Annotated in this window: 21 protein-coding genes; 13 read left to right on the top strand and 8 right to left on the bottom strand. The window is 62.8% G+C overall.

The window, feature by feature from the left end; translation table 11 throughout:
- Positions 1-53: 53 nt before the first annotated feature.
- Both BT173_RS10045 and BT173_RS10040 read right to left on the bottom strand, forming a co-directional pair.
- Positions 54-809, bottom strand: a complete 756-nt coding sequence (locus tag BT173_RS10045; protein ID WP_072428515.1) for an IclR family transcriptional regulator — start codon at positions 807-809, stop codon at positions 54-56.
- Positions 806-1,696 carry a DMT family transporter gene (locus BT173_RS10040; RefSeq protein WP_072428514.1) on the bottom strand — a complete coding sequence of 297 codons (891 nt, stop codon included), beginning with the start codon at positions 1,694-1,696 and terminating at the stop codon, positions 806-808. The genes BT173_RS10045 and BT173_RS10040 overlap by 4 nt, the downstream gene beginning before the upstream one ends.
- Positions 1,697-1,856: 160 nt before the next feature.
- Here BT173_RS10040 and BT173_RS10035 point away from each other — a divergent pair, with 160 nt between their 5' ends.
- The 8 genes from BT173_RS10035 to siaD all read left to right on the top strand — a co-directional run bounded on the left by BT173_RS10035 (position 1,857) and on the right by siaD (position 10,333).
- A complete protein-coding gene (locus tag BT173_RS10035) occupies positions 1,857-3,035 on the top strand; it encodes an acyl-CoA dehydrogenase (protein WP_072428513.1) in 1,179 nt (392 codons plus the stop codon).
- A gap of 59 nt (positions 3,036-3,094) precedes the next feature.
- On the top strand, positions 3,095-3,850 hold the full coding sequence (locus BT173_RS10030; RefSeq protein WP_139256115.1) for a substrate-binding periplasmic protein: 756 nt from the start codon (positions 3,095-3,097) through the stop codon (positions 3,848-3,850).
- A gap of 29 nt (positions 3,851-3,879) precedes the next feature.
- Positions 3,880-5,034 (top strand): CaiB/BaiF CoA transferase family protein, encoded by a 1,155-nt coding sequence (locus BT173_RS10025; protein ID WP_072428511.1) that lies wholly within the window; start codon positions 3,880-3,882, stop codon positions 5,032-5,034.
- Positions 5,035-5,044: 10 nt separating this feature from the next.
- On the top strand, positions 5,045-6,391 hold the full coding sequence (locus BT173_RS10020; RefSeq protein ID WP_072428510.1) for a glutamine synthetase family protein: 1,347 nt from the start codon (positions 5,045-5,047) through the stop codon (positions 6,389-6,391).
- A gap of 161 nt (positions 6,392-6,552) precedes the next feature.
- Entirely contained in the window at positions 6,553-8,544 is a 1,992-nt protein-coding gene (gene siaA / locus BT173_RS10015; protein WP_072428509.1) for a biofilm regulation protein phosphatase SiaA, read from the top strand.
- Positions 8,545-8,567: 23 nt separating this feature from the next.
- On the top strand, positions 8,568-9,110 hold the full coding sequence (gene siaB / locus BT173_RS10010; protein ID WP_072428508.1) for a biofilm regulation protein kinase SiaB: 543 nt from the start codon (positions 8,568-8,570) through the stop codon (positions 9,108-9,110).
- Positions 9,111-9,145: 35 nt separating this feature from the next.
- Positions 9,146-9,523: a biofilm regulation phosphoprotein SiaC gene (gene siaC, locus BT173_RS10005; RefSeq protein ID WP_072428507.1), complete on the top strand. Its 378-nt coding sequence runs from the start codon at positions 9,146-9,148 to the stop codon at positions 9,521-9,523.
- 21 nt (positions 9,524-9,544) lie between these two features.
- Complete coding sequence (siaD, locus tag BT173_RS10000; protein ID WP_072428506.1) at positions 9,545-10,333, top strand: biofilm regulation diguanylate cyclase SiaD; 789 nt, start codon at positions 9,545-9,547, stop codon at positions 10,331-10,333.
- 61 nt (positions 10,334-10,394) lie between these two features.
- Here siaD and BT173_RS09995 read toward each other — a convergent pair whose 3' ends face one another.
- The 4 genes from BT173_RS09995 to grpE all read right to left on the bottom strand — a co-directional run bounded on the left by BT173_RS09995 (position 10,395) and on the right by grpE (position 15,039).
- Entirely contained in the window at positions 10,395-10,925 is a 531-nt protein-coding gene (locus BT173_RS09995; protein WP_072428505.1) for an outer membrane beta-barrel protein, read from the bottom strand.
- A 238-nt stretch (positions 10,926-11,163) separates the two neighbouring features.
- Positions 11,164-12,291: a molecular chaperone DnaJ gene (gene dnaJ / locus BT173_RS09990; protein WP_072428504.1), complete on the bottom strand. Its 1,128-nt coding sequence runs from the start codon at positions 12,289-12,291 to the stop codon at positions 11,164-11,166.
- A 146-nt stretch (positions 12,292-12,437) separates the two neighbouring features.
- On the bottom strand, positions 12,438-14,357 hold the full coding sequence (dnaK, locus tag BT173_RS09985; RefSeq protein WP_072428503.1) for a molecular chaperone DnaK: 1,920 nt from the start codon (positions 14,355-14,357) through the stop codon (positions 12,438-12,440).
- A gap of 115 nt (positions 14,358-14,472) precedes the next feature.
- A complete protein-coding gene (gene grpE / locus BT173_RS09980) occupies positions 14,473-15,039 on the bottom strand; it encodes a nucleotide exchange factor GrpE (RefSeq protein WP_072428502.1) in 567 nt (188 codons plus the stop codon).
- A 353-nt stretch (positions 15,040-15,392) separates the two neighbouring features.
- Here grpE and aceA point away from each other — a divergent pair, with 353 nt between their 5' ends.
- Both aceA and BT173_RS09965 read left to right on the top strand, forming a co-directional pair.
- Positions 15,393-16,691: an isocitrate lyase gene (gene aceA / locus BT173_RS09975; protein WP_072428636.1), complete on the top strand. Its 1,299-nt coding sequence runs from the start codon at positions 15,393-15,395 to the stop codon at positions 16,689-16,691.
- Positions 16,692-17,203: 512 nt separating this feature from the next.
- Entirely contained in the window at positions 17,204-19,372 is a 2,169-nt protein-coding gene (locus BT173_RS09965; protein WP_072428500.1) for a malate synthase G, read from the top strand.
- A gap of 59 nt (positions 19,373-19,431) precedes the next feature.
- On the opposite strand, the gene BT173_RS09960 is transcribed toward BT173_RS09965, so the two are convergent.
- Entirely contained in the window at positions 19,432-20,376 is a 945-nt protein-coding gene (locus BT173_RS09960; RefSeq protein ID WP_072428499.1) for a class I SAM-dependent methyltransferase, read from the bottom strand.
- A 418-nt stretch (positions 20,377-20,794) separates the two neighbouring features.
- Here BT173_RS09960 and BT173_RS09955 point away from each other — a divergent pair, with 418 nt between their 5' ends.
- Entirely contained in the window at positions 20,795-21,871 is a 1,077-nt protein-coding gene (locus BT173_RS09955) for a type II asparaginase (RefSeq protein ID WP_308417574.1), read from the top strand.
- A gap of 169 nt (positions 21,872-22,040) precedes the next feature.
- Positions 22,041-22,895 (top strand): peptidase associated/transthyretin-like domain-containing protein, encoded by an 855-nt coding sequence (locus BT173_RS09950; protein ID WP_072428498.1) that lies wholly within the window; start codon positions 22,041-22,043, stop codon positions 22,893-22,895.
- 25 nt (positions 22,896-22,920) lie between these two features.
- Here BT173_RS09950 and BT173_RS09945 read toward each other — a convergent pair whose 3' ends face one another.
- Positions 22,921-23,829: a LysR family transcriptional regulator gene (locus BT173_RS09945; protein ID WP_072428497.1), complete on the bottom strand. Its 909-nt coding sequence runs from the start codon at positions 23,827-23,829 to the stop codon at positions 22,921-22,923.
- A 136-nt stretch (positions 23,830-23,965) separates the two neighbouring features.
- On the opposite strand from BT173_RS09945, the gene BT173_RS09940 reads away from it, so the two are divergent.
- Complete coding sequence (locus BT173_RS09940; RefSeq protein ID WP_072428496.1) at positions 23,966-24,196, top strand: hypothetical protein; 231 nt, start codon at positions 23,966-23,968, stop codon at positions 24,194-24,196.

The following is a 24,196-nucleotide window of genomic DNA, read 5'->3' as shown; positions in this document are numbered from 1 at the left end:
TCAATCCATGTGCGTGGATGTGGCGGGCGTGGCGTGGTACAGCCTTGGCAGGCCTAGCGCCCCAGCTCGCGTGCCAGCGCCAACAAGCGCGGGGCGATTTCGTTGCGCCAGCTCGCCTCGTCCAGCCGGTAGGCCGGGCCGCTGCAGTTGATCGCCATTGCAGGCTGGCTGCCGGCGATCGGTACGGCCACCGCATAGATATCGGGCTCGAATTCACCAAACGAGGCACAGAAACCCTGCTGGGCAAAATCGCGCTCGCTGGCGGCCAGGCGCGCCTGCCAGCCCGGCCAGGCGGCACCGGCCTGGCTGGCCAGTGCCTCGTCCAGCGCGCTGCGCGCCTCACCGCGCACGCCCATATACAGGGCACGGCCGATGGCGGTGCTGGCCAAGGGCACACTGGAACCCACTTCAAGCCGGATGCCGACCCGGGTAGGCGCGCGGCAGGTTTCCACATACACGACGCGCGTGCCCTGCTGCACGCCCAGCGTGACCGACAGACCGGTCTCTTGCGACAGTTTGCGCATGGGGTCGCGCGCTCGCTCGCGCAGGTCCAGCCCGGCCAGCGCGGCAAAGCCCAGCGTGAGCACAGCCGGCGCCGGATGGTACTTCCCGGCCTCGTCCTGGCTCAGATAGCCAAGCTGGCACAGCGTATAGGTCAGGCGCGAGACGGTGGACTTGGGTAGCTGGCAGCGCTGCGCGAGTTCGGTATTGCCCAACGCGCGGTCGCCAGCCTTGAAGGCGGCCAGCACTTCCAGCCCACGCGCCAGCGCGGTAACAAACAAGCGGTCGTTCTCGTGCTCGGCGTTCATGCCGCCCTGCCCTTCGGTTCAATGATCACCAGCGCGATGCCGGCCACCAAGAGGCCCGCACCCAGCCAGAAAGCCTGCTCGGGTACCTCGGCAAACCACAGCCAGCCCACCAGCGGGCTGAACAGCAGCAGCGAGAAGCTGCCAGCCTCCACCGCGCTAGCATCGCCCACCTTATAGGCCTGGATATAGGCGAAGTAGACACCCAAGGTAGTCAGGCCCAGCACAGGCAGCAGCGGCCAGGCCTCGGCCGGCGGCATGGGCAGGCTGAAGCCGCACAACAGGCCAAAGACCAGCCAGTTGGTCACATAGCTCCACCAGACGATGGTGGTGGAGGGCTCGGCGCTGCCCATCTTCTTCAGCACCACGCCCAGCCCGGCCTCGGACAGCGCACACAGCAGCGCCACCAGCGCAGCGGGCTGAAATGCAGCCGCGCCGGGGCGCAAAATGGCCAGCACGCCGCAGAAGCCAACCGCCACGCCAGCCCAACGCAGCCAATGCGCTTTTTCGCCCAAGAGGAATACCCCAAGCGGCAGCATGAACAGCGAGGCGGTCATCAGATAGGCATTGGTCTCGGCCAGCGGCAGGCGGGTGACCGCATAGGCGGCACAGTAGGACGAGGTAGCGATGAACACGCTGCGCACCAGATGCAGGCGCGGATGGCGCGTCACGATCAGCCGGCCACGGCTATACAACATGACCGGCAACAGCATCAGCAAGACGATATTGGCGCGCAGAAAGACCAGCTGCTCGGCATCGTAGCCATAGGCGCCAAAGGCCTTGGTGGCCGCATTCATCAGGGCCCAGCTGGCCATGGCCAGGATCACGAAGCCGACCCCGCGGGTATTGCCCGATAAGGCGGACCAGGCGGATGCGAGCGATTTAATCATCAGGAAAATCTAATTTGATAGCCGGGTGGCGACTTTACACCAGCGCGCGGCTTGGGTAATCTGTTTCGCATTGCAGAATTATGTTCCGCATAGCGGAATTAAACAAGCTGGAAGCCGCCACAACGGCAGGTAACCAGGCCTTACCGGAACGGAGATCGACATGGCCAAGCCGCACTTTCAATGGGATGACGCCCTGCTCTTGGACGAGCAGCTGACAGATGAGGAACGCATGATCCGCGATGCGGCGCGGGACTACTGCCAGGGCAAGCTCTTGCCGCGCGTGCTGGAAGCGAACCGCCATGAGCGCTTCGACCGCGAAATCATGAACGAGCTGGGCGAGCTCGGTCTGTTGGGTTCCACCATCCACGGCTATGGCTGCGCCGGCGCCGGCTATGTGTCCTACGGCCTGGTGGCACGCGAAGTCGAACGCGTCGATAGCGGCTACCGCTCGGCCATGAGCGTGCAGTCCTCGCTGGTCATGTATCCGATCTATGCCTACGGCTCGGAAGCGCAGAAGCAGAAATACCTGCCCAAGCTCGCCACCGGCGAATGGGTAGGCTGCTTTGGCCTGACCGAACCGAATCACGGTTCCGACCCGGGCAGCATGATCACCCGCGCACGCTCGGTCGATGGTGGCTACAGCCTGAGCGGCGCCAAGATGTGGATTACCAACTCGCCAATTGCCGATGTGTTCGTGGTATGGGCTAAGACAGACGATGGCGAGATTCGCGGCTTCGTGCTGGAAAAGGGTATGAAGGGCCTGTCCGCCCCCAAGATCGAAGGCAAGTTCAGCCTGCGCGCCAGCATTACCGGCGAGATCGTCATGGACGAGGTGTTCGTACCGGCCGAGAACATGTTCCCGGAAGTGAAGGGGCTGAAGGGGCCATTCGGCTGCCTGAACAAGGCACGTTATGGCATTGCCTGGGGCGCCATGGGTGCCGCCGAGTTCTGCTGGCATAGCGCACGCCAGTACACGCTGGACCGCATCCAGTTCGGCCGCCCGCTGGCCGCCAATCAGCTCATCCAGCTCAAGCTGGCCAATATGCAGACCGAAATCACGCTCGGACTGCAGGCTGCCTTGAGAGTGGGCCGCCTGATGGACGAGGAGCGCGCCGCGCCCGAGATGATCAGCCTGATCAAGCGCAACAACTGCGGCAAGGCGCTCGATATCGCGCGCGTCAGCCGCGATATGCACGGCGGCAACGGCATCAGCGATGAATACGGCGTGATCCGTCATGTGATGAATCTGGAAGCGGTCAATACCTACGAGGGCACGCACGATGTCCATGCGCTGATCCTCGGCCGCGCCCAGACCGGCATTGCTGCCTTCGGTGCCTGAACGGGGCGTGCCGCGGCCGCGTGGCTACAATGGTGAACAGCCATCTAGCCACCCCCACCATGCGCACACCCCTGCTCTTGCTGCTGGCGCTATGCCTGCTGGCCACCACGGCCGCAGCGGATACGCGCTTTCGGCTCTGCACGCTGGACCAACCCTTCTATCCGTACACGATGCCGGATGGCAGTGGCCAGCTGCAGTACCTGCTGCGTGAGGCGAGCAAGGGCCTGCCCCTGCAGTTCAAGAACTACACCGCGCCGCGCCGGCGCTGCCTGGAAGACTTGAAAGCCGGCCGGGCGGAAGGCGTGGTGGGAGCCTTCGCTCCCGAGCGGCAGGCTTATGCGGCCTTTCCGCTGCGTGAAGGCCGCTTGGACGAGAGCCAGGCCCTGGCTGTCACACGCTTCCTGCTGTACCGGCTGCCGGGCAGCCGCAGCCAATGGGATGGCAGCGGCTTCACGCAGCTGGATGGCAAGGCCATCGGTGTGCAGCGCGGCTTCGTGCATGTCGACAAGCTGCGCGCCAGCGGTGCCGCGCTGGACGATGGCGCGAGTTCAACCGAGCAGAATTTCGACAAATTGCTGCTCGGGCGCCTGGCTGGCGTGGTCACCCTGGAAGACGAGGCGCACCGGCTGCTGCAGGGCCGCTTTGCCGGCAAGATCGAGGCGGTCGAGCCACCGTTTGACCGCACGGTGCTCTATCTGCTGGTGGCGCGGCCGCTGTATGCGCGCCAGCCCGAGCTGATCGAGCACTACTGGCAGGCGATACGCACCATGCGCCATTCGCCTGCCTTCAAACAGTATTTGCAACAGTACCGCTAGCGTGAGCGGCGGTACGGGAGAATCAGACCGTGTCCGCCCTCAAACACCTGCGCATCCTCGACCTGTCGCGCGTACTGGCTGGCCCTTGGGCCACCCAGCAGCTGGCCGATATGGGCGCCGAAGTGATCAAGATCGAAAAGCCCGAGGGCGGGGACGACACCCGTGGCTGGGGTCCGCCCTTCCTGCATGACCGCGCGGGCCAAGCCACACGTGAGTCGGCCTATTTCATCTGCGCCAATCGCGGCAAGAAGTCGGTGGCCATCGATATGGCCACGCCCGAAGGCCAGGCGCAGATCCGCGCGCTGGCCAAGACCTGTGATGTGGTGGTGGAGAACTTCAAGGTCGGTGGCTTGAAGAAGTACGGCCTCGATTACGCCAGCCTGAAGGCGCTCAAGCCTGACCTCGTCTACTGCTCGATCACCGGTTTCGGTCAGGCCGGCCCACGCGCCGAGCAGGCCGGTTACGACTTCATGATTCAGGGCCTGGGCGGGCTGATGAGCATTACCGGCGCGCCCGAGGGTGAACCGCAGAAGGTGGGCGTGGCGGTCACCGATCTGTTCACCGGCATGTATGCCACGGTGGGCATACTCGCCGCGCTCAGTCATCGCGACCGCACCGGCGAAGGCCAGCATATCGACCTCGCGCTGTTCGACTGCCAACTGGCCATGCTGGCCAATGTGGCCAGCAACTACCTGGTCGGCGGCGTGCAACCGCCGCGCTATGGCAATGCCCACGCCAATATCGTGCCCTACCAGGCGTTCGAAGCCAGCGATGGCCATGTGATCGTGGCAGTCGGCAATGACAGCCAGTTCGCGCGCTTTGCCGAGCTGTGCGGCCATGCCGAATGGGCCACGGATGCGCGCTTCGCCACGAACAAGGCCAGGGTAATGAACCGCGAGGCCCTGGTGCCGCTGATCCGCACCGCGCTGAAGACCCAGCCGCGCGCGCACTGGATTAGCGCGATGGAAAGCCTCGGCATTCCTGGCGGGCCGATCAATACCATTCCCGAAGCGCTGGACGACCCGCAGGCACTGGCGCGCGGCGCGGTGGTGGATATTCCCCACCCGGCCGGCAGCGTGAAGATGGTGGCCAACCCGATCCGCTTTTCCGCCACTCCCATCCTCTACGACACGGCGCCACCGATGCTGGGCCAGCACAGCGCCGCCTATCAAGAACCCGTTTGAGCAATCTGCGATGACCCAAAACCAACATGATCTGAGCTGGCTGAAGAGCGCCGGCATACGCGAAGTGGAATGCCTGGTGGCCGATATCAACGGCTTTCCGCGTGGCAAGGCCATGCCGGCCAGCAGCTTTGCCGCCGGCCAGGAACTGCGCCTGTGCCGCGCGGTGGCCATCCAGACCGCCACGGGCGACTGGGCCGACTACCAGTTCTCGGGCGAGGGCGACCCGGATATGAAGCTGCTGCCGCTTTACTCGACGCTCAAGCAAGTGCCCTGGGCAGGCAAGCCGCGCGCGCTGGCCGTGCACGACTGCGAGGACCTGGATGGCAGCCCGACCCCGATCGCCAGCCGCAATGTGCTCAAGGGTGTGCTGGAAAAATACGCGCAGCACGGCTGGTCACCAGTGGTGGCGCCCGAGCTCGAGTTCTATGTGTTTGCCCCCAATCTCGACCCGAACGACCCTTTCGAAGCGCCCGACAAGCGCAATGGGCGGCGCGAGGATGGCCAGCAGGGCTTTAGCCTCGGTGGCCTCAATGATCTGGGTGCCTTCTGGGACGAGGTGTATAGCGCGCTGGAGATGCTGGGCATCGTCGGCGATACCTTCGTGCATGAGCTTGGCCCCAGCCAGTACGAGATCAACCTAATTCATGGCGACGCGCTGGCACTGGCCGACCAGACCTTCCTGTTCAAGTACGCCTTGCGTGAAGTGGGTTTCAAGCACGGCCTGCAGGTGGTGTTCATGGCCAAGCCGCTGGCCGGCCAGCCAGGCAGCTCGATGCATATCCACCAGAGCGTGGTAGACGCGCAGGGCCGCAATATCTTCAGTACGGCCGAGGGCCAGCCGAGCGCGCTGTTCGCCCATTTCATCGCCGGCCAGCAGCAGCTGATTCCGGAGCTGATGCCGCTGCTCTGCCCGCATGTGAACAGCTACCGGCGCTTTGCCAAGCATATGGCGGCACCAGTCAATCTGAGCTGGGGCTATGACAACCGCTCGGTCGGCATCCGCATCCCGCGCTCCAGCCCCGCTGCGCGCCGGGTGGAGAACCGCATTCCCGGCTGCGATGCCAATCCTTACCTGGCGCTGGCCGCCAGCCTGGCGGCCGGCCTGTATGGCATGCAGCAACAGCTGCAACCGGGCGCCGAGGCCGTCGGCACGGTGTTCGACCAGGAAGGCAGCGGCCCCGAGCTGCCGCGCACGCTGGAAAGCGCGCTGGCGGCCATGCGCCACAGCACGCGCGTGCGCAGCCTGTTGGGCGATGAGTTCGTCGATGCCTTCGTGGCGGTGAAGGAAGTGGAGCTGGACAGCTTCCTGGCCGAGGTCACCCCCTGGGAGCGCCGCTTCCTGGCCGCACTGGCCTGAGCGCACATCGCGCGCAACAAGGGCGCCCGCTACGGCGCCCTTTTTATATTGTTGCGCACAAAATCGGAATATTAGCGCCGGCTTGCGCGGCATGATTGCCCACATAGCATGCTGCACGGCACAATCTGGCCGCGATCGGCGCGGATAAACAAGGGCGGGACATGGCGGCATTGGGTTTGCGAGGAAAATCACTGCTGGCACTGCTGCTGGCCTGCCTGATCGCGCTGATTCCGGCCGCCCTGATTGGCTGGCAGGTGGTGGACAGCATACGCAACCACTTCGGCCAGGCTTTCGTACGGAACACCACCTTGCTCAAGCGCGAGCAGATCTTTGCCCCGCTGTCGCGCGAGCTGGCGCTGTCCCTGCGCCTAGCTGATTCGGAAGTCACCCGCCAATGGCTGCTGGACGAGGACAATCCTGCCAAGCGCGCACTGTTCTTTCGCGAAGCCGAGGGCTATCGGCGCGATTTCCGCGACCATTCCTATTTCGTGATCAGCGAAGGCAGCCGCCAGTATTACTTCAACGATGCGAAGACCGCGCTAAGCCAGCAGGCGCGCTATCAGCTGCGCGCCGACAAGGCTGACGACAGCTGGTACTTCAATACCCTGCGCGATACCGCCCACTTCAATATCAATGTCAATTACGACAGCCAGCTCAAGGTCACCAAGGCCTGGATCAATGTGATTGTGCGCGATGGCGCGCGCAAGATCGGTCTGGCCGGCAGCGGCCTTGATCTGAGCACCTTTCTCGAACAATTCATCGTCAGCCGCGAAGCGGGCGTGACGCCGATGATTCTCGACCGCAAGGGCGCCATCCAGGCCCACCCGGACAAGACGCTGATCGCGCTCAACTCGGCCACCCAGCGCGGCGAACTAGGCAGCGGCCAGCTCCAGCAGCTGCTGGGCGGTGCACAGGATGCCAGCGCCTTGCAGCGCGCCATGCAGGATGCCGAGGCCCAGCCAGGCAGCGTGGCAAGCACCTGGGTGCAGCTGGATGGCCGGCGCCAGCTGCTGGCGCTGAGCTTTATTCCCGAACTGGGCTGGCATGTGCTGACCGCGGTCGACCTGCATGCGGCGCGCGTCATGGAAGGCCCGTGGCTGACGCCGCTGCTGGTGGCGCTGGCCGTCTTGCTGCTGGCCCTGCTACTCGGCTTTGCCTATGCAGTGGACAAGCTGGTGCTGCGCCCAATCAGCCATCTGCAGAAATCAGCCCAGGCGATGGCGCAGGGCCAGTACGAGGTGGCGCTGCCCGAGGGACGCGATGATGAGATCGGCCAGCTGAGCGCCGCCTTCGGGGTGATGGCGCACAAGGTGCGCAGCCATACCAGCGAGCTGGAGGACCGCGTGCGCGAACGCACCCAGGCGCTTGAGCAGGCCAATCGCGATATGGCCGCCGCGCACAAGAAGATCGACGATTCGATCGACTACGCGAGCCTGATCCAGCGCGCGATGCTGCCCGACCGCCACCTGGTACAGGCGCTAGGCGAAAAGCATGCGGTCCTGTGGCGCCCGCGCGATGTGGTGGGCGGTGATTTCTATGTCTACCGCGCGGCCGAGCAGGGCTGCCTGTTCGGGGTGGTCGATTGCGCCGGCCATGGCGTGCCCGGCGCGCTGATGACCATGCTCGCCCATGCGGCGATAGACCAGGCGATTGCCGATGCCGGTATGGCCGACCCGGCCGGCATCCTGCGCCGCTGCGACCAGATCATCCGCAGCATGCTGCACGATGAGAGCGGCCGCCAGGCACTGGCCAGCAATATGGATGTCGGCCTTGCCTATGTCGATCTGCACGGCCGCACGGTGACCTTTGCCGGCGCCAAGATCGCGCTCTATTACAGCGATGGCGAGCAGGTGGCCGAACTGGCTGGCGCACGGCGCGCTATTGGGGACAAGCGCATTGGCCAGTATCACAATGCCCAGCTACCCTTGCAGGCCGGTCAGACCTTCTACATGAGCACCGACGGCTTCCTGGACCAGGCCGGCGGTGAGATGGGCTTTGGCTTTGGCAGCAGCCGCTTTGCCGACATGATCCGCACCCATGCACGCCTGCCCTTGCGCGAGCAGGGCGAGGCCTTTAGCAGCACGCTGGCGCAATACCAGGGCGAGCACGCCCAGCGCGACGATATTACGATGCTGTGTTTCCGCTTTGACTGATGCCCACCTTATCTGGAGCCGCAATGGAACCGCTTGACCTGTTCAGCATGCGAGAGAGCTACAACCGCCAGCAGATCATGCTGTGCTTCAATGGGCCGATCTCGCGCAGCCTGATCGAGGAGATCGGCAATGCGCTGCGCAACTATCTGGCCGCCGACCATGCCCATCCCTCAGCCGCCATGGATGTGTTCGGCGTGTATATCGAGCTGACCCAGAATATCCGCCACTATGCCCAGCAGCAGGGCTGGACCGAGCAGGATGCCAGTGCCACCGTGGTGGTGGCGCGCAACGAGGCCGGCCATTACGTGGTGTCGGCCGGCAATATCATCCGCCCGCAGGATGGCGAAGCCATGCTGGCCCGCGTCGAGGCGCTGGCCAGCCTCGACAAGGCCGAGCTGAAGGCGCGCTACAAGGAACAGCTGCGCAAGCCGCGTGAGGCCGATGCCAGCAGCGGCGCCGGCCTTGGCCTGATCGATATCGCGCGCAAGTCCAGCGCCCCCCTGCAAGCCAATCTGCGCCAGCTGGCCGATGGCCGCGCCTTCCTGAGCCTGCGCGCCGAAATCTAAGCGCCTGTTCAAAGCCTTTACCGAGCACCCAGACGATGAACGATTTCTCCATCCCCGGTACACAATCCACGCCCGCTATCCAGGGCGACTGGGCCCAGGGCATCCTGTCCATGCAGGGCGATTCCTACCCGGAAAATTCCTATGAGCTGTTCCACCAGGTATTCGAGTGGGTGGAGCGCTTCCTGAAGCAAGCTGGCCGCCCGCTGACCCTGGAGCTCAAGCTGCTCTACCTGAATACCAGCAGCATCAAGGCCATGATGGATATCTTCGACCTGCTCGAGGAAGCCCATCACCAGCACAAGCCGGTGGCGGTGAACTGGCGCTACGACCCGCGCAATGAGCGGGTGGCCGAACTGGCCGAGGAATTCAAGGAAGACTGCAGCTTTCCCTTTGCCATCCTCAGCCATGACTGAGACTAGCCGCGCGAGCCCCGCATGACCCGCGAACACGCCGAACTGGAAGAGCTGATCAAGCGCCTGCTGGCCGACCCCGAGCACCGCGACAACCCGCTCAGCTTCGCGCTGGGCCAGCTCTGGCACCAGTACCGCGAACTACTCAACCGCATGGAACGCATCACGCGGGTGTCCGATGTCTACCAGAGCCTGGCGCGCCAGCGCGAGCAGACGCTGGCCGAGCGTTTCGACAAGCAGCTGCGCCAGCTGGAAAAGGTCGCGCGCATCTCCGATCGCTACCAAGGCATGATGCGCGAGCTCAATCTCGCGCTGAAGGAAGCGTCCACGCATGACCCGCTTACCACGCTGGCCAACCGTCGCCCGCTGATCGAGCGCATGAAGGCCGAGGTCGAGCGCAGCACGCGCCTGCAGCACACCTTCTGCGTGGCCATGCTCGATATCGACCACTTCAAACAGGTTAATGACCAGCATGGCCACGAGGTCGGCGATAGCGTACTGATCGAGACGGCACGGGTCATGGAGGCCGAGGTGCGCGAGTACGATCTGTGCGGCCGCTGGGGCGGCGAGGAATTCCTCATCCTGCTGCCGGAAACCGAGCTGGCTACCGCCAGCACCATCGTCGAACGGGTACGCGACAGCATACGGCGCATGACCCTGCGCCTGGGCACTGAGACGCTGGCCATCACCATCAGCGCCGGGCTGGCCGAGCACCGTGTTGAGGAAAGCTATTCCGCCACCCTGAACCGCGCCGACGCCGCCCTGCTGGAAGCCAAACGCGCCGGCCGCGACCGCGCGCACCTGGCTAGCTAGGCCGATACAGCACAAACAAAAAAGGCGCCCACGGGCGCCTTTTTGCTGTTCCAAGCTGGGCTTAGAAGCGGTAGTCCACACCCACGGTCAGCGTGGAGATGGTGGTGTCGTCGATTTCAGCGTACTGATTGTATTCAGCACGAATACCCAGTTGCTTGTTCACGGCATAGCGTGCGCCCACGCCGAAGAAGGGCTTGGTTTCGCTGCTGTCTTCCGAGTAGCTGTAGCCAAAGCCGCTTTCACGGTATTCAGCATTGATGCTGGCCAGACCAACACGGCCCAGCAGGCTGAACTCGTTGCTGACCGGCAGCGAGCCGAGCAGCGAGGCTTGCAGTGCGTAGGCGCTCAGCTTGGCATTGCCGCTTTTGAGTTCGCCCAGATCGCGGTAAGCCAGTTCAGCGGCGAAATTCTTGTGGAACTGCACGCCACCGAACACGGCGAAGCTGGTGCTGTCCTTGCTGACGGCGAAGCCATTGCCGGCATCCACTTCGATATCGCTGCGGCCGATGTCGGCGCCGATATACAGATCATTAGCCAGGGCCGGTGCGCTCAGCGCGGCAGCCAGTGCCAGTGCAGAGAAAAGCTTGTTCATGTACTTATCCTCAATCAATTTTATCGAATAACCCGATTCAACCATCGGGGCGCGCGATTGTAACAGTCGCGTTGCCATCGTCCCTCAATAATTTCAAACACACGCAAGACATGGCGATTTTCTATCAGTGCATCACGTATTCAGACAATAAAACTGAATATTTGCTCTATGCGTTTGAGCATACAGCGCCATAAAAAAAGGGTGCCCGCAGGCACCCTTCTCTTGACCAATCCAGCGCTTAATTGCTGAAGAAGTCCTTCACCTTGTCCATCCAGGAATTGGCGCGCGGATTGTGCTTGGCGTCATCTTCCAGGCTGATGTTCTCGAACTCGCGCAGCAGCTCGCGCTGGCGGTCAGTCAGCTTGACCGGCGTCTCCACCACCACATGGCACATCAGGTCGCCGGTGATGGCCGAGCGTACACCCTTGATGCCCTTGCCGCGCAGGCGGAACACCGCGCCGGTCTGGGTTTCGGCCGGGATCTTCAGCTTGACCGCGCCATCCAGGGTCGGGATCTCGATCTCGCCACCCAGCGCCGCCACCGCGAAGCTGATCGGCATTTCGCAATGCAGATCATTGCCCTCGCGCTCGAACACGCTGTGCTGCTTGAGATGGATGACCACATAGAGATCGCCGGCTGGACCGCCATTCACACCCGGCTCGCCCTCGCCCGACAGACGGATGCGATCACCCTCGTCCACACCGGCCGGAATCTTCACATTCAGCGTCTTGTGGGTCTTCACCCGACCCTGGCCATGACAGGCGCGGCAGGGGTCAGGAATCACCTTGCCGCTGCCGTGACAGGTCGGGCAGGTCTGCTGCAGGCTGAAGAAGCCTTGCTGTACACGCACTTGGCCATGGCCGCCGCAGGTACCACAAGTCTTGGCCTGGGTGCCAGGCTTGGCCCCCGTCCCGTGGCAGGTATCGCAATCCTCGTGCGTCGGGATCTTGATCTTGGTTTCGGTGCCGCGCGCCGCTTCTTCCAGGCTCACTTCCAGGTTGTAACGCAGGTCGGAACCACGATAGACGTTCGAGCGTCCACCACGACCGCCGCCGCCACCAAAGATGTCACCGAAGATATCGCCGAAGGCATCGGCAAAGCCGCCGCCACCGCCAAAACCACCGCCCATGCCAGCCTGCGGATCCACGCCAGCGTGGCCATACTGGTCGTAGGCGGCACGTTTCTGCTCATCGGAGAGGATCTCGTAGGCCTCCTTGGCCTCCTTGAATTTCTCCTCGGCATCCTTGCTATCCGGGTTGCGGTCCGGGTGATACTTCATGGCCAGCTTGCGATAGGACTTCTTGATCTCGTCCTCGCTGGCATCCCGGTTCAAGCCCAGAATCTCGTAAAAATCTCTTTTTGCCATGCGTTTCTAGCCTCAGTTAGGCAGTAGATCGACAACTGTTTCGAACCGCGAAGGACGCAAAGGATACGAAGGGCGAAGCCTTTGCATCCTTTGCGTCCTTCGACGGTGTAGCTATGCCTGACGGCCGAAGGCCGGAAGTCAGGGACTTACTTCTTCTCGTCCTTCACTTCGGTGTACTCGGCATCCACCACATTGCCATCATCCTGCTTGGCATCACCAGCCGGGGCTGCGCCTTCGCTGGCTTGCTGGTCGGCATACATCTTCTCGGCCAGCTTGTGCGAGGCGGACATCAGCGCTTCGGACTTGGCGTCGATGGCAGCCTTGTCCTCGCCCTTCACCACGCCTTCGGCATCGGCGAGGGCGGCTTCGATCGCGCTCTTCTCGTCAGCGGCGATCTTGTCACCGTATTCGGTCAGCGACTTCTTCACCGAGTGGATCAGGCCTTCCAGCTGGTTACGTGCACCGACCAGCTCGGTCAGCTTCTTGTCTTCCTCGGCATTGGCCTCGGCGTCCTTCACCATGCGTTGAATCTCTTCTTCGCTCAGGCCCGAGTTAGCCTTGATGGTGATGTTATTGGCCTTGCCAGTCGCCTTGTCCTTGGCCGACACATGCAGGATGCCGTTGGCGTCGATATTGAACTCGACCTCGATCTGTGGCGTGCCGCGAGCCGCAGCCGGGATGCCTTCCAGATTGAACTGGCCGAGCGACTTGTTGGCCGAGGCGCGCTCACGCTCACCTTGCAGCACATGAATCGTCACGGCGCTCTGGTTGTCTTCGGCGGTCGAAAACACTTGCGACGCCTTGGTCGGGATGGTGGTGTTCTTGTGGATCAGCTTGGTCATCACGCCGCCCATGGTCTCGATACCGAGCGACAGCGGCGACACGTCCAAGAGCAGCACGTCCTTGCGGTCACCCGACAGCACCGAGCCCTGAATGGCGGCGCCAACAGCCACGGCTTCGTCCGGGTTCACATCGCGACGCGCCTCCTTGCCGAAGAACTCCTTCACCTTTTCCATCACCTTGGGCATGCGGGTTTGACCGCCGACCAGGATCACGTCATCGATATCGGTGATCTTCAGACCGGCGTCCTTCAGCGCAATACGGCAAGGCTCAATCGAACGCTCGACCAGGTCTTCCACCAGTGATTCGAACTTGGCGCGCGAAATCTTCATCGCCAGGTGCTTGGGGCCGGTGGCGTCCATGGTCACATAAGGCAGGTTGATTTCGGTCTGCGCGGTGCTCGACAGCTCGATCTTGGCTTTCTCGGCCGCTTCCTTCAGGCGCTGCAGGGCCATCACATCGTTTTTCAGATCGATGCCCTGTTCCTTCTTGAACTCGGTCACGATGTAGTCGATCAGGCGCTGGTCGAAGTCTTCACCACCCAGGAAGGTGTCGCCATTGGTGGCCAGCACTTCAAACTGCTTGTCGCCATCCACATCAGCGATTTCGATGATGGAGATATCGAAGGTACCGCCGCCGAGGTCATACACGGCAATCTTGGCGTCGCCCTTTTCCAGCTTGTCCATGCCGAAGGCCAGTGCAGCAGCGGTCGGCTCATTGATGATGCGCTTCACTTCCAGACCGGCAATACGGCCGGCGTCCTTGGTAGCCTGGCGCTGGCTGTCGTTGAAGTAGGCCGGCACGGTGATCACCGCTTCGGTCACTTCCTCGCCCAGGTAGTCCTCGGCAGTCTTCTTCATCTTGCGCAGCACTTCAGCACTGATTTGCGGCGGGGCCATCTTCTTGCCACGCACTTCCACCCAGGCATCGCCATTGTCGGCCTTGGCAATCGTGTAAGGCATCAGGTCGATGTCCTTCTGCACTTCCTTCTCGTCGAACTTGCGACCGATCAGGCGCTTGACCGCGTACAGGGTGTTCTTCGGGTTGGTGACGGCCTGACGCTTGGCCGGTGCGCCAACCAGAATCTCGTCGTCATTGGTGTAGCCAATGATGGACGGGGTGGTGCGTGCGCCTTCGGCGTTCTCGATAACCTTCACGCTGCCGCCTTCCAGAACCGCCACGCAGCTATTGGTGGTGCCCAGGTCGATACCGATGATCTTTGCCATTTTGTAAATCCTCTTAACTTTGTTCAGTTCAGCGCCGCAGGCCGGGCCGCGGCGGTTTGAATAACCATGTGACTTAAGTGGGGATGCGCTTGCAGGCTTTCAAGGCCCGTCGCAGTCAGCTTTCGCTCTTGGCCTTGGCCACGATGACCATGGCAGGACGCAGCACGCGATCGGCGATCAGATAGCCCTTCTGCATCACGCTCACCACGGTATTCGGTTCCTGCTCCGCATCCACGGCGCTCATGGCCTGGTGCTTGTGCGGGTCAAGCTTGTCGCCGGCCTGCGGGTCGATGTCCTTGATCTGGAACTTGTCGAAGGCACCGACCAGATTGCGCAAGGTCATGTCCACGCCCATCTTGATGTTCTCAACGGACGAGTTGTCCTTGAGCGCCATCTCCAGGCAGTCCTTCACGATCAGCAGTTCGCTGGCGAATTTACCCACCGAATACTTGTGCGCTGCAGCAACATCTTCCGCGGCGCGGCGACGGATGTTCTCACCTTCGGCCTTCGCATACAGCACGGCAGTCTGCAGCTCGGCCACCTTGGCCTCCAAGGCGGCGACCTGGGCTTCCAGGCTTTCGGCCGCCACGGCATCCGTGGCGTCGCCCGCTTCGGCCTGCAATTCAGCAGCCTGCTCAAGTGCTTGATCTTGTGGGTTTTCTGCTTGGTTTTCGTGTTGCATAAGGCGATCTCCAGAAACGATAGGCCCTAAGATGGAGATGGTTATTTCGATTTCAAGCCCTGTGCCCTTTTCTCACAGCGTCGGTGACTAGCCACAGAAATGTGGGGATTTCCGGCTAGTCATACGCTTGTTTGATTTATTTGCTGCATCGCACATGAAACTGCTCAATAATCGACTACACACATTGAATTCCCCGGCAGGCACCATCCATAGCCAGATCGGGGATCGTCGCCCCAAGCACTATCCAGCCAGGGCGAAGGCCAGCCAAACCGCCGGCCCTCCCAAGCTACCCATATGAATTCGCGTCACGGCCGGCCAAGTCCGCCGTGCGCAAGCCCAACGAGGTAAAAGATATGTCGACCCGCGAACAACGTATTGCCGCCATTCAACATGACTGGGATACCAACCCCCGCTGGAAGGGTATCAAGCGCGGTTACACCGCCGCTGACGTCGAGCGCCTGCGCGGCTCCGTCCAGAACGAATACAGCCTGGCCCGTCGCGGCGCCGAGAAGCTGTGGAATCTCGTCAACAACGAGCCCTACATCAACTGCCTGGGCGCCCTGACCGGCGGCCAAGCCATGCAGCAGGTCAAGGCTGGCATCAAGGCCATCTATCTGTCCGGCTGGCAAGTCGCTGCCGACAACAACGAATACTCGGCCATGTACCCGGACCAGTCGCTGTACCCGGTGGACTCGGTGCCCAAGGTCGTGGAACGCATCAACAACGCCTTCACCCGCGCTGACGAAATCCAGCACTCCAAGGGTATCGAGCGTGGCGACAAGGACTTCATTGACTACTTCGCCCCCATCGTGGCCGATGCCGAAGCCGGTTTCGGTGGCGTGCTGAACGCCTACGAACTGATGAAGGCCATGATCCGCGCTGGCGCCGGTGGCGTGCACTTCGAAGACCAGCTGGCCAGCGTGAAGAAGTGCGGCCACATGGGCGGCAAGGTGCTGGTTCCGACCCAGGAAGCCGTGCAAAAGCTGATCGCTGCCCGTATGGCCGCCGACGTGTACGGCGTGCCGACCCTGGTGATCGCCCGTACCGATGCCGAAGCCGCTGACCTGTTGACCAGCGACTACGACGAGAACGACAAGCCTTTCCTGACCGGTGAGCGCACCGCCGAAGGCTTCTACAAGACCAAGAAGGGTATCGAGCAAGCCATCAGCCGCGCTGTGGCCTATGCCGAATACGCCGATCTGGTCTGGTGCGAAACCGGCACGCCGGATCTGGAATTCGCCCGCAAGTTCGCCGAAGCCGTGCATGCCAAGCATCCGGGCAAGCTCTTGGCCTACAACTGCTCGCCGTCCTTCAACTGGAAGAAGAACCTCGACGACGCCACCATCGCCAAGTTCCAGCGCGAACTCGGTGCCATGGGCTACAAGTACCAGTTCATCACTTTGGCTGGCATTCACAGCATGTGGTACAACATGTTCGATCTGGCCCAGGACTACGTGGCCCGCGGCATGTCGGCCTATGTCGAGAAGGTGCAGGAGCCGGAATTCGCTGCCCGTGACCGTGGCTACAGCTTCGTGTCGCACCAGCAGGAAGTCGGCACCGGTTACTTCGACGATGTGACCACCGTGATCCAGGGCGGCCGTTCCTCGGTGACCGCGCTGACCGGTTCGACCGAAGAAGAGCAATTCCATTGATCCAGCTGCAGCACGGGAAAACAGGTTGCATGCGACCGGCAAAGCCGGCCGGGATTAGCCTGCAGTGGTTGAATCAGATCAATCCCTGATTCAACCCCACTCCCCCGCCTCGCCCGCCGGCGAGGAGCCTCGCTGCCGCTCGTCATTGACCTCGACAATCGCCGCCCCAGCTCGCCCGAGTTCGGGCGGCGTTTTGCTCTAGTCACCTTAATAGGCATGCCATGGTTTTCTTTGCGCTAACCCGCCAGGGATTTGACACCTACCGATCGATCACAATCAAACAGGAGCAACCCACGAGCCTTTGGGTTGCAGCCGACGTCATAACCGAAGAGGAACTCAAATCTCTACGTGTAAACGGAGTCGACGTTACTGTTTTCAATCATGAAATCGCTCGCGCGGACAGCGCATCAATCCAAGACGCGGTTGAGACCATCAAAGAACACCATCCCAATGCATGTATCTGGGTTGAGGCTTGATGCCCCCCCGACACCCTTCAAGAAGGAAGTCTGATCATGAGCACCCGCATCCAGCACGGCCGCCTCGCCATTGATAGCGCGCTGTACCAGTTTGTGAACAATGAAGCGATTCCCGGCACCGGCGTCGAAGCCACGGCCTTTTGGACCAGCTTCGAACAGATCGTTGCCGACCTGACCCCGACCAATGTGGCCCTGCTGGCAAAGCGCGATGCGCTGCAGGCGCAAATCGATGCCTGGCATCAGGCCAACCGTAGTTTTGATCCGGCCGCCTACAAGGCCTTCCTGATCGAGATTGGCTACCTGCTGCCCGAAGGCGAGGATTTCAGCGTAACGACCGAGAATGTCGACGCCGAGATCGCCACCCTGGCCGGCCCGCAGCTGGTGGTGCCGGTAAAGAACGCCCGCTATGCGCTGAACGCCGCCAATGCGCGCTGGGGTTCGCTGTATGACGCGCTGTACGGCACCGATGTGATTGCCGAGGCCAATGGCGCCGACAAGGGCAAGGGTTACAACCCGGTGCGCGGCGCCAAGGTGGTCGAATTCGGCCGCCACTTCCTGGACGACACCTTCCCGCTGGCCGTCGGCTCGCACGCCGATGTCACGCTGTACAGCGTGGCGAATGGCCGCTTGCTGGTGGCCCTCAAGGGTGGCGAGACGACCGGCCTGCAAGACCCGGCTGCCTTCGTCGGCTATGCCGGCCCTGCTGCCACGCCGACCAGCGTGCTGCTCAAGCACAACGGCCTGCATGCCGAAATCCAGATCGACGCCAGCCACCCGATTGGCGCCACCGACCCGGCCCATGTGAAGGACATCGTGCTGGAAGCCGCGGTCACCACCATTCAGGACTGCGAAGATTCGATCGCGGCCGTGGATGCCGAAGACAAGGTCGAGGTCTACCGCAACTGGCTGGGCCTGATGCGCGGCACGCTGAGCGACACCTTCGAGAAGGGCGGCAAGCAAGTCACCCGACGCATGAACGCCGACCGCGTGTTCACCGCCGCCCACGGTGGCGAGCTGAAACTGCACGGCCGTTCCTTGATGCTGCTGCGCAATGTCGGCCATCTGATGACCAATCCCGCCGTCCAGTTCGACGGCCAGGATGTGTTCGAAGGCATCATGGATGCGGCCATCACCGCCCTGATCGCCAAGCACGACCTCTTGGGCCTCGGCCAGCTTCGCAATAGCCGCAGCGGCTCGATGTATATCGTGAAGCCCAAGATGCACGGCCCGGAAGAAGTGGCCTTCGCGGTCGAGCTGTTCCGCCGCGTGGAAGACGCACTGGGCCTCAAGCGCAATACGCTCAAGATCGGCATCATGGATGAAGAGCGCCGCACCACGGTCAATCTGAAGGAATGCATCCGCCAGGCCAAGGAGCGCACCATCTTCATCAATACCGGCTTCATGGACCGCACCGGCGACGAGATCCACACCTCGATGGAAGCCGGCCCGGTGGTCCGCAAGGAAGCGATGAAGGCGGAGAAGTGGATTGCCGCCTACGAAAACTGGAATGTGGACGTGGGGCTCTTGTGCGGCCTGTCGGGCCGCGCCCAGATCGGCAAGGGTATGTGGCCTAAGCCCGACCTGATGGCGGAAATGCTGGCCAGCAAGCTCGGCCACCCCAAGGCCGGCGCCAACTGTGCCTGGGTGCCCTCGCCCACCGGCGCCACTCTGCATGCGCTGCACTACCACATGGTCAATGTGGCCCAGCGCCAGGTGGAACTGAAGGCACGCCAACGCGCGGCGCTCGACGACATCCTCAGCATTCCGCTCGCGCCCAAGACCGACTGGACCGCCGAGGAGATCAATGCCGAGCTGGAGAATAACTGCCAGGGCATCCTCGGCTATGTGGTGCGCTGGGTGGATCAGGGCGTCGGCTGCTCCAAGGTACTGGACATCCACAACGTCGGCCTGATGGAAGACCGTGCCACGCTGCGCATCTCCAGCCAGCATGTGGCCAACTGGCTGCGCCACGGCATTGTCAGCCGCGCGCAGGTGCAGGCGGTAATGGAGCGCATGGCCAAGATCGTGGACAGCCAGAACGCCAATGACCCGCTCTACCAGCCCATGGCCACCGACTTCGCCGCCAGCATCGCCTACCAGGCCGCTTGTGAGCTGGTGTTCGAAGGCGCCAAGCAGCCGAATGGCTATACCGAGCCGGTGCTGCACCGCAGCCGCCTAGCCGCCAAGGCCAAGCAGGCACGCTGATCGTTGTCCGTATCAAAAAAGCCCCCGCGCCTGCGGGGGCTTTTTTGCATGTGGTGCGCTTAGCGACGCCCGGCCACCAGATACATGAGTGCCGCGCCGCTGTCCCAGTACTGGCCGGCGGCGACCAACTCGACGATCTGCTTGGCCGCTTGCACCGCGCTAGCTGCATAGTCGAGCAGGAACTGGCGCTCGGCCGGGTCGGGCAAGGCAGCGGCCCAGCGGGCCACATGGGCCTGCCAGATCAACACCCGTGACGGCTCGGCCATGGCCTGTACCTCGTTCAGATTCGCCTGCGCCTCCTGGCCCACATAGGGTGGGAGCAAGGGCGTAGCCTTGTCGGACAGATAGCTTTGAATGGACTGAAAGCCGCACGCCTGCAGCAGCCAGGCCAGCTTATCACCGAGCGATGAGTCTCCCTCACCCGCCAGGCGTTTGGCCTCTTCGCACAGCAGCCGATAGCGAAAGGCGTCCAGTTGCGCAGCACTATCTCTTTGCACAGTCAGGGCATTCGCCATGGCTGCATTGGCCAGATTGCTCGGCTCGCTGCACAACAGCAGCCCACCCGGTCGCAGCACACGGCGCATCTCACTCAGCACCCGACTCGGATCAGCCACGTGGATCAGCAAGGTCTGGCAGGTGACCATATCAAAGCTGGCGTCGGCAAAAGGTAGCCTTGCCGCATCGCCTTGGACAAAGCGCAACCGTGCGCCTTGGGCGGGAAAATGTGCCTGAAGCCGCACGTCGCCGGCCGCCCAGCGCGGGTCGCGGTCCAAGGCGGTGATCTCGGCCTGCGCCGCCAGATGGGCTAGCCAGAGTCGGCTCCAGTGACATTGGCCGCAGCCAACATCCAGCATGTGCCGCAGCTGTCGGGTTTGCAGGCGCTGGGCCATCAGGGCCAGAAAGTCGGTATGCCACCAGAAATTGCGGTAGGCGCCGAAATACTCCTCGGAATGGGCAAGCGGAGGCGTAGCGGCCAGCGTGGCCGCAGAACTGACAGTCGTCATAGATCGAGTCCTTCAGAAAACGCAAAACGACCCAGGCCAGTGCGGCGGCGGGTCAGCAGAAAAGTTTGCGTCTTGTGTCGGCTTACATCGGCGGACTCGGTGGCTGGCGAATGGAGGGCGATTGGAGCATGCGTGCCGAATCGCCAACCAGCCCCTTGCAAGATCGAGACGACAAAACCGCAACAAGCACGCCGTTCTCCCACTAGGGTTTCCCGCAGGTCTTCCAAGCACCGCCAACACTCAGCGGGCCGATTCGGTGCACGCCGGGCCGAGGCTGGTCAGGAAATCCCCAAGCGGGCTAACCCCAAGCTGGCTTCCCCCAATACGACGCAGCAGGAGGCCAGACTAGCCTCTCCCGTGTCGCGGCATATCGACCGCGGCGCCAGTACGGTCGATTCAGCCGGCTGGCGACAAACACATGGAAGAGACCATCATGTTCAACCCATTACGCAAGCGCCTTGCCTTGCTGGCCCTGGCCGCCTCAACCCTGGCCGCCCTGGCGGCCGATAAACCCAATGTGGTGATCCTGGCCACCGGCGGCACCATTGCCGGCGCAGGTGCTAGCACGCTCAATAGCGCGAGCTACCAGGCCGCCAAGGTGCCGGTCGACAAGCTGATCCTCAGCGTGCCGGAACTGGCCAAGGTCGCCCAGGTGCGCGGCGAGCAAGTGTCTCAGATCGCCTCGGAAAGCTTTACCAATGACAAGCTGCTTGCGCTGGGCAAGCGGGTGGCGGCGCTGGCCAAGCAGGCTGATGTGGACGGCATCGTGGTCACCCATGGCACCGATACCCTGGAAGAGACTGCCTATTTCCTCAATCTGACCGTACGCACCGACAAGCCGATCGTGCTGGTCGGCTCGATGCGGCCAGGCACTGCCCTATCCGCCGACGGCGCGCTCAATCTGTACAACGCCGTCGTGGTGGCGGGCAGCCCTGACGCGCGCGCCAAGGGCGTGCTGGTGACCCTGAACGACCAGATCGACAGCGGGCGCGACGTCAGCAAGCAGATCAATATCAAGACCGATGCCTTCAGCAGCCAATGGGGTGCACTGGGCATGGTGGTGGAAGGCCGCAATTACTGGTTCCGCGCACCGATCAAGCGCCATACCGCGCAGAGCGAATTCGATGTCGAGCAGATCAGCCAGCTGGCGCCGGTCGAGATCGTCTACAGCTATGGCAATGTGCCGGCCAGCCTGTACGAGGCCGCCGCGGCCGGCGGCGCGAAAGCCATCATTCATGCCGGCACCGGCAATGGCTCGGTGGCCGACCGCGCCGTGCCCACGCTGCGGAAGCTGCGCCAGCAAGGCGTGCAGATCATCCGCTCGGCGCGCGTGGCGGGTGGCTTTGTGCTGCGCAATGCCGAGCAGCCGGATGATCAATACGACTGGGTGGTCGCCCACGACCTGAATCCGCAAAAAGCCCGCATCCTGGCCAGCGTGGCCCTCGCGCAAGGACGCAGCAGCCAGGACCTGCAGCGCATCTTCTGGGAATACTGAGCCGCCCCGCCGTGCCTGGCGCGGCGGGATTTACCACTCAGTTACACCTTGGCGCAGGCCTTTACCGTTTCGACATCATTCAGCCAGCCTGCGCCCTTATCTTTGCTTCTGTTTCACACACTTGCCCACGCGTTCGCTTCCCGCCCGCGGCAAAGAACAGGAGAGCACCATGCAGGAACAGGATCAGGGTTTGCACATCGATCTGGCGCGCTTGCTGCACAGCACGGCCGGGCGCCGTCAGGCTTTGCGCTGGATGGCCGTGGCCAGCATGGCGCCGTTGCCGCTGCTCGGCTGCGATGGTGGCGCGACCAGCAGCGGCAATAACTCGGGCAGCACCGGTAGCGTCAGCGACGGCGGCAGCAGTGGCACCAGTGGTAGCTGCGCGGTGATACCCGAAGAGACGGCCGGCCCCTATCCGGGTGATGGCTCGAACAGCAATGGCAACGGTATTGTCAATGCCCTGCAGCTGTCCGGCATCGTACGGCGCGATATCCGCAGCAGTGTTGGTGGCGCCAGTGGCGTGGCCGAGGGCGTGCCACTGACCATCACACTCAAGCTGCGCAATAACACCAACAGCTGCGCGAACCTGGCGGGCTTCGCGGTCTATCTATGGCATTGCACGCGCGAGGGCCTGTACTCGATGTATTCGAGCAGCGTGCTGAACGAGAACTTCCTGCGCGGCGTGCAGGAGAGCGATGCGAATGGCGAGCTGAGCTTCGACACCATCTTCCCCGGCTGCTACGACGGACGCATGCCGCATGTGCATTTCGAAATCTACCCCAGCCTCGCGCAGGCCAGCAGCGCGGCCAACCAGATCAAGACCTCGCAGCTAACTTTCCCGCTCGCCAGCATTAACGAGGCCTATACGGCCAGTGGCTATGCCAGCAGCGTGAGCAATCTCGGCCGTATCAGCTTCGCCAGCGACAATGTGTTCAGCGATGGCACCAGCCTGCAGATGTGCACGGTCAGCGGCAACGCCAACCAGGGCTATGTGGCGACGCTGGAGCTGGCCATCGCGGCCTGACGCGAGCGTGGCTGCTTGGCGGCGCTTAAAGGTCGCGGTCCCAGTAGGGCTCGGGGCCAAAGCGCTCGGCCAGGAAGTCGATGAAGGTACGCACCTTAGCGGAGAGAAAGCGCCGGCTCAGGTAGACCGCATACAGGGTCAGCTCGGGTTGCGGATAGTCGGGCAGCACGCTGATCAGTCGCCCGGCGCGCAGATCATCGCCCACTAGGAAGGTCGGCTCAGAACCAATGCCCACATCGGCCATGGCCGCTGCCGCAGCCAGATCGCCATTGTTCACGCGCAGCACCGGCTTGATCGGATAGCTGTGCAAGCCGTCCGGCCCACGCAAGGTCCAGTGCTCGCCCTCGGCCGAATAGGCATAGGCAATCGTGCGGTGCTGGCTTAAATCGGCCGGCGTACGCGGCAGGCCATAGCGTGCGGCATAGCCGGGCGAGCAGACCAGGGCCAGCCGCACGCAACAGAGCCGACGTGCAATCAGGGCCGGGTTCGGGTTCTGGCCAACCCGGATGGCCAGATCGAAGCCCTCCTCAGCGAGGTCCACGGTGCGATCGTTCAGACTCAGATCGAGCAGCACCTGCGGGTAGCGAGCCAGATAGTCGCCAATGGCCGGGCCCAGATGGCGCACACCAAACGGCACCGGCGCGCTGATGCGCAAAGTGCCCTGCGGCGCCAGCGCGCTCTGGCTGACGGCTGCCTCGGCCTCGTGCAACTCATCCAGCAGGCTGCGGCAGCGTTCGAAATACTGGGCGCCGCCATCGGTCAGGCTCAGATGGCGCGTGCTGCGATTGAGCAGGCGCACACCCAGATGGCGCTCCAGATGTGCAACATGCCGGCTGGCCATGGCGGCCGACAGGCCCAGCTGCTCGGCCGCCGCGACAAAGCTGCCCAGCTCCACCACGCGCCGAAACACCCGCATGCTGATCAAGGTATCCATGCCCAGCCCTCCCGTCTCATTACGTACCAATATGCAATAAACCATCAAGGAAAGGCCAATTTATCAACAGACTGCTTAGCAATACAGTGGCGGCACTGAACGCAATCCGGCGTTCCCACTGCCAAGGACTACCCACATGAACACCGCTATCCGCTTCTCGACCCTGCTCGCCACCAGCCTGGCCCTGCTGTCCACCGCGGTCATGGCCGATCAGCCCGCCAATAGCCGCACTGCCCGCGAGCGGGTCAGTTTCAATACCCCGGTGAGCAGCGAACAACGCCCGGCCGACAGCCAGACCAGTACCGCCACCCAGCCCGCCGCCAAGCAGGCACAAGCCGGCAAGCCGCTGCGCGGCCACCAAGGCTAA

Source organism: Chitinimonas taiwanensis DSM 18899 (assembly GCF_900119825.1).
Classification (GTDB): Bacteria; Pseudomonadota; Gammaproteobacteria; order Burkholderiales; family Chitinimonadaceae; genus Chitinimonas; species Chitinimonas taiwanensis.
This window is presented reverse-complemented; position numbering and strand designations above follow the sequence as displayed.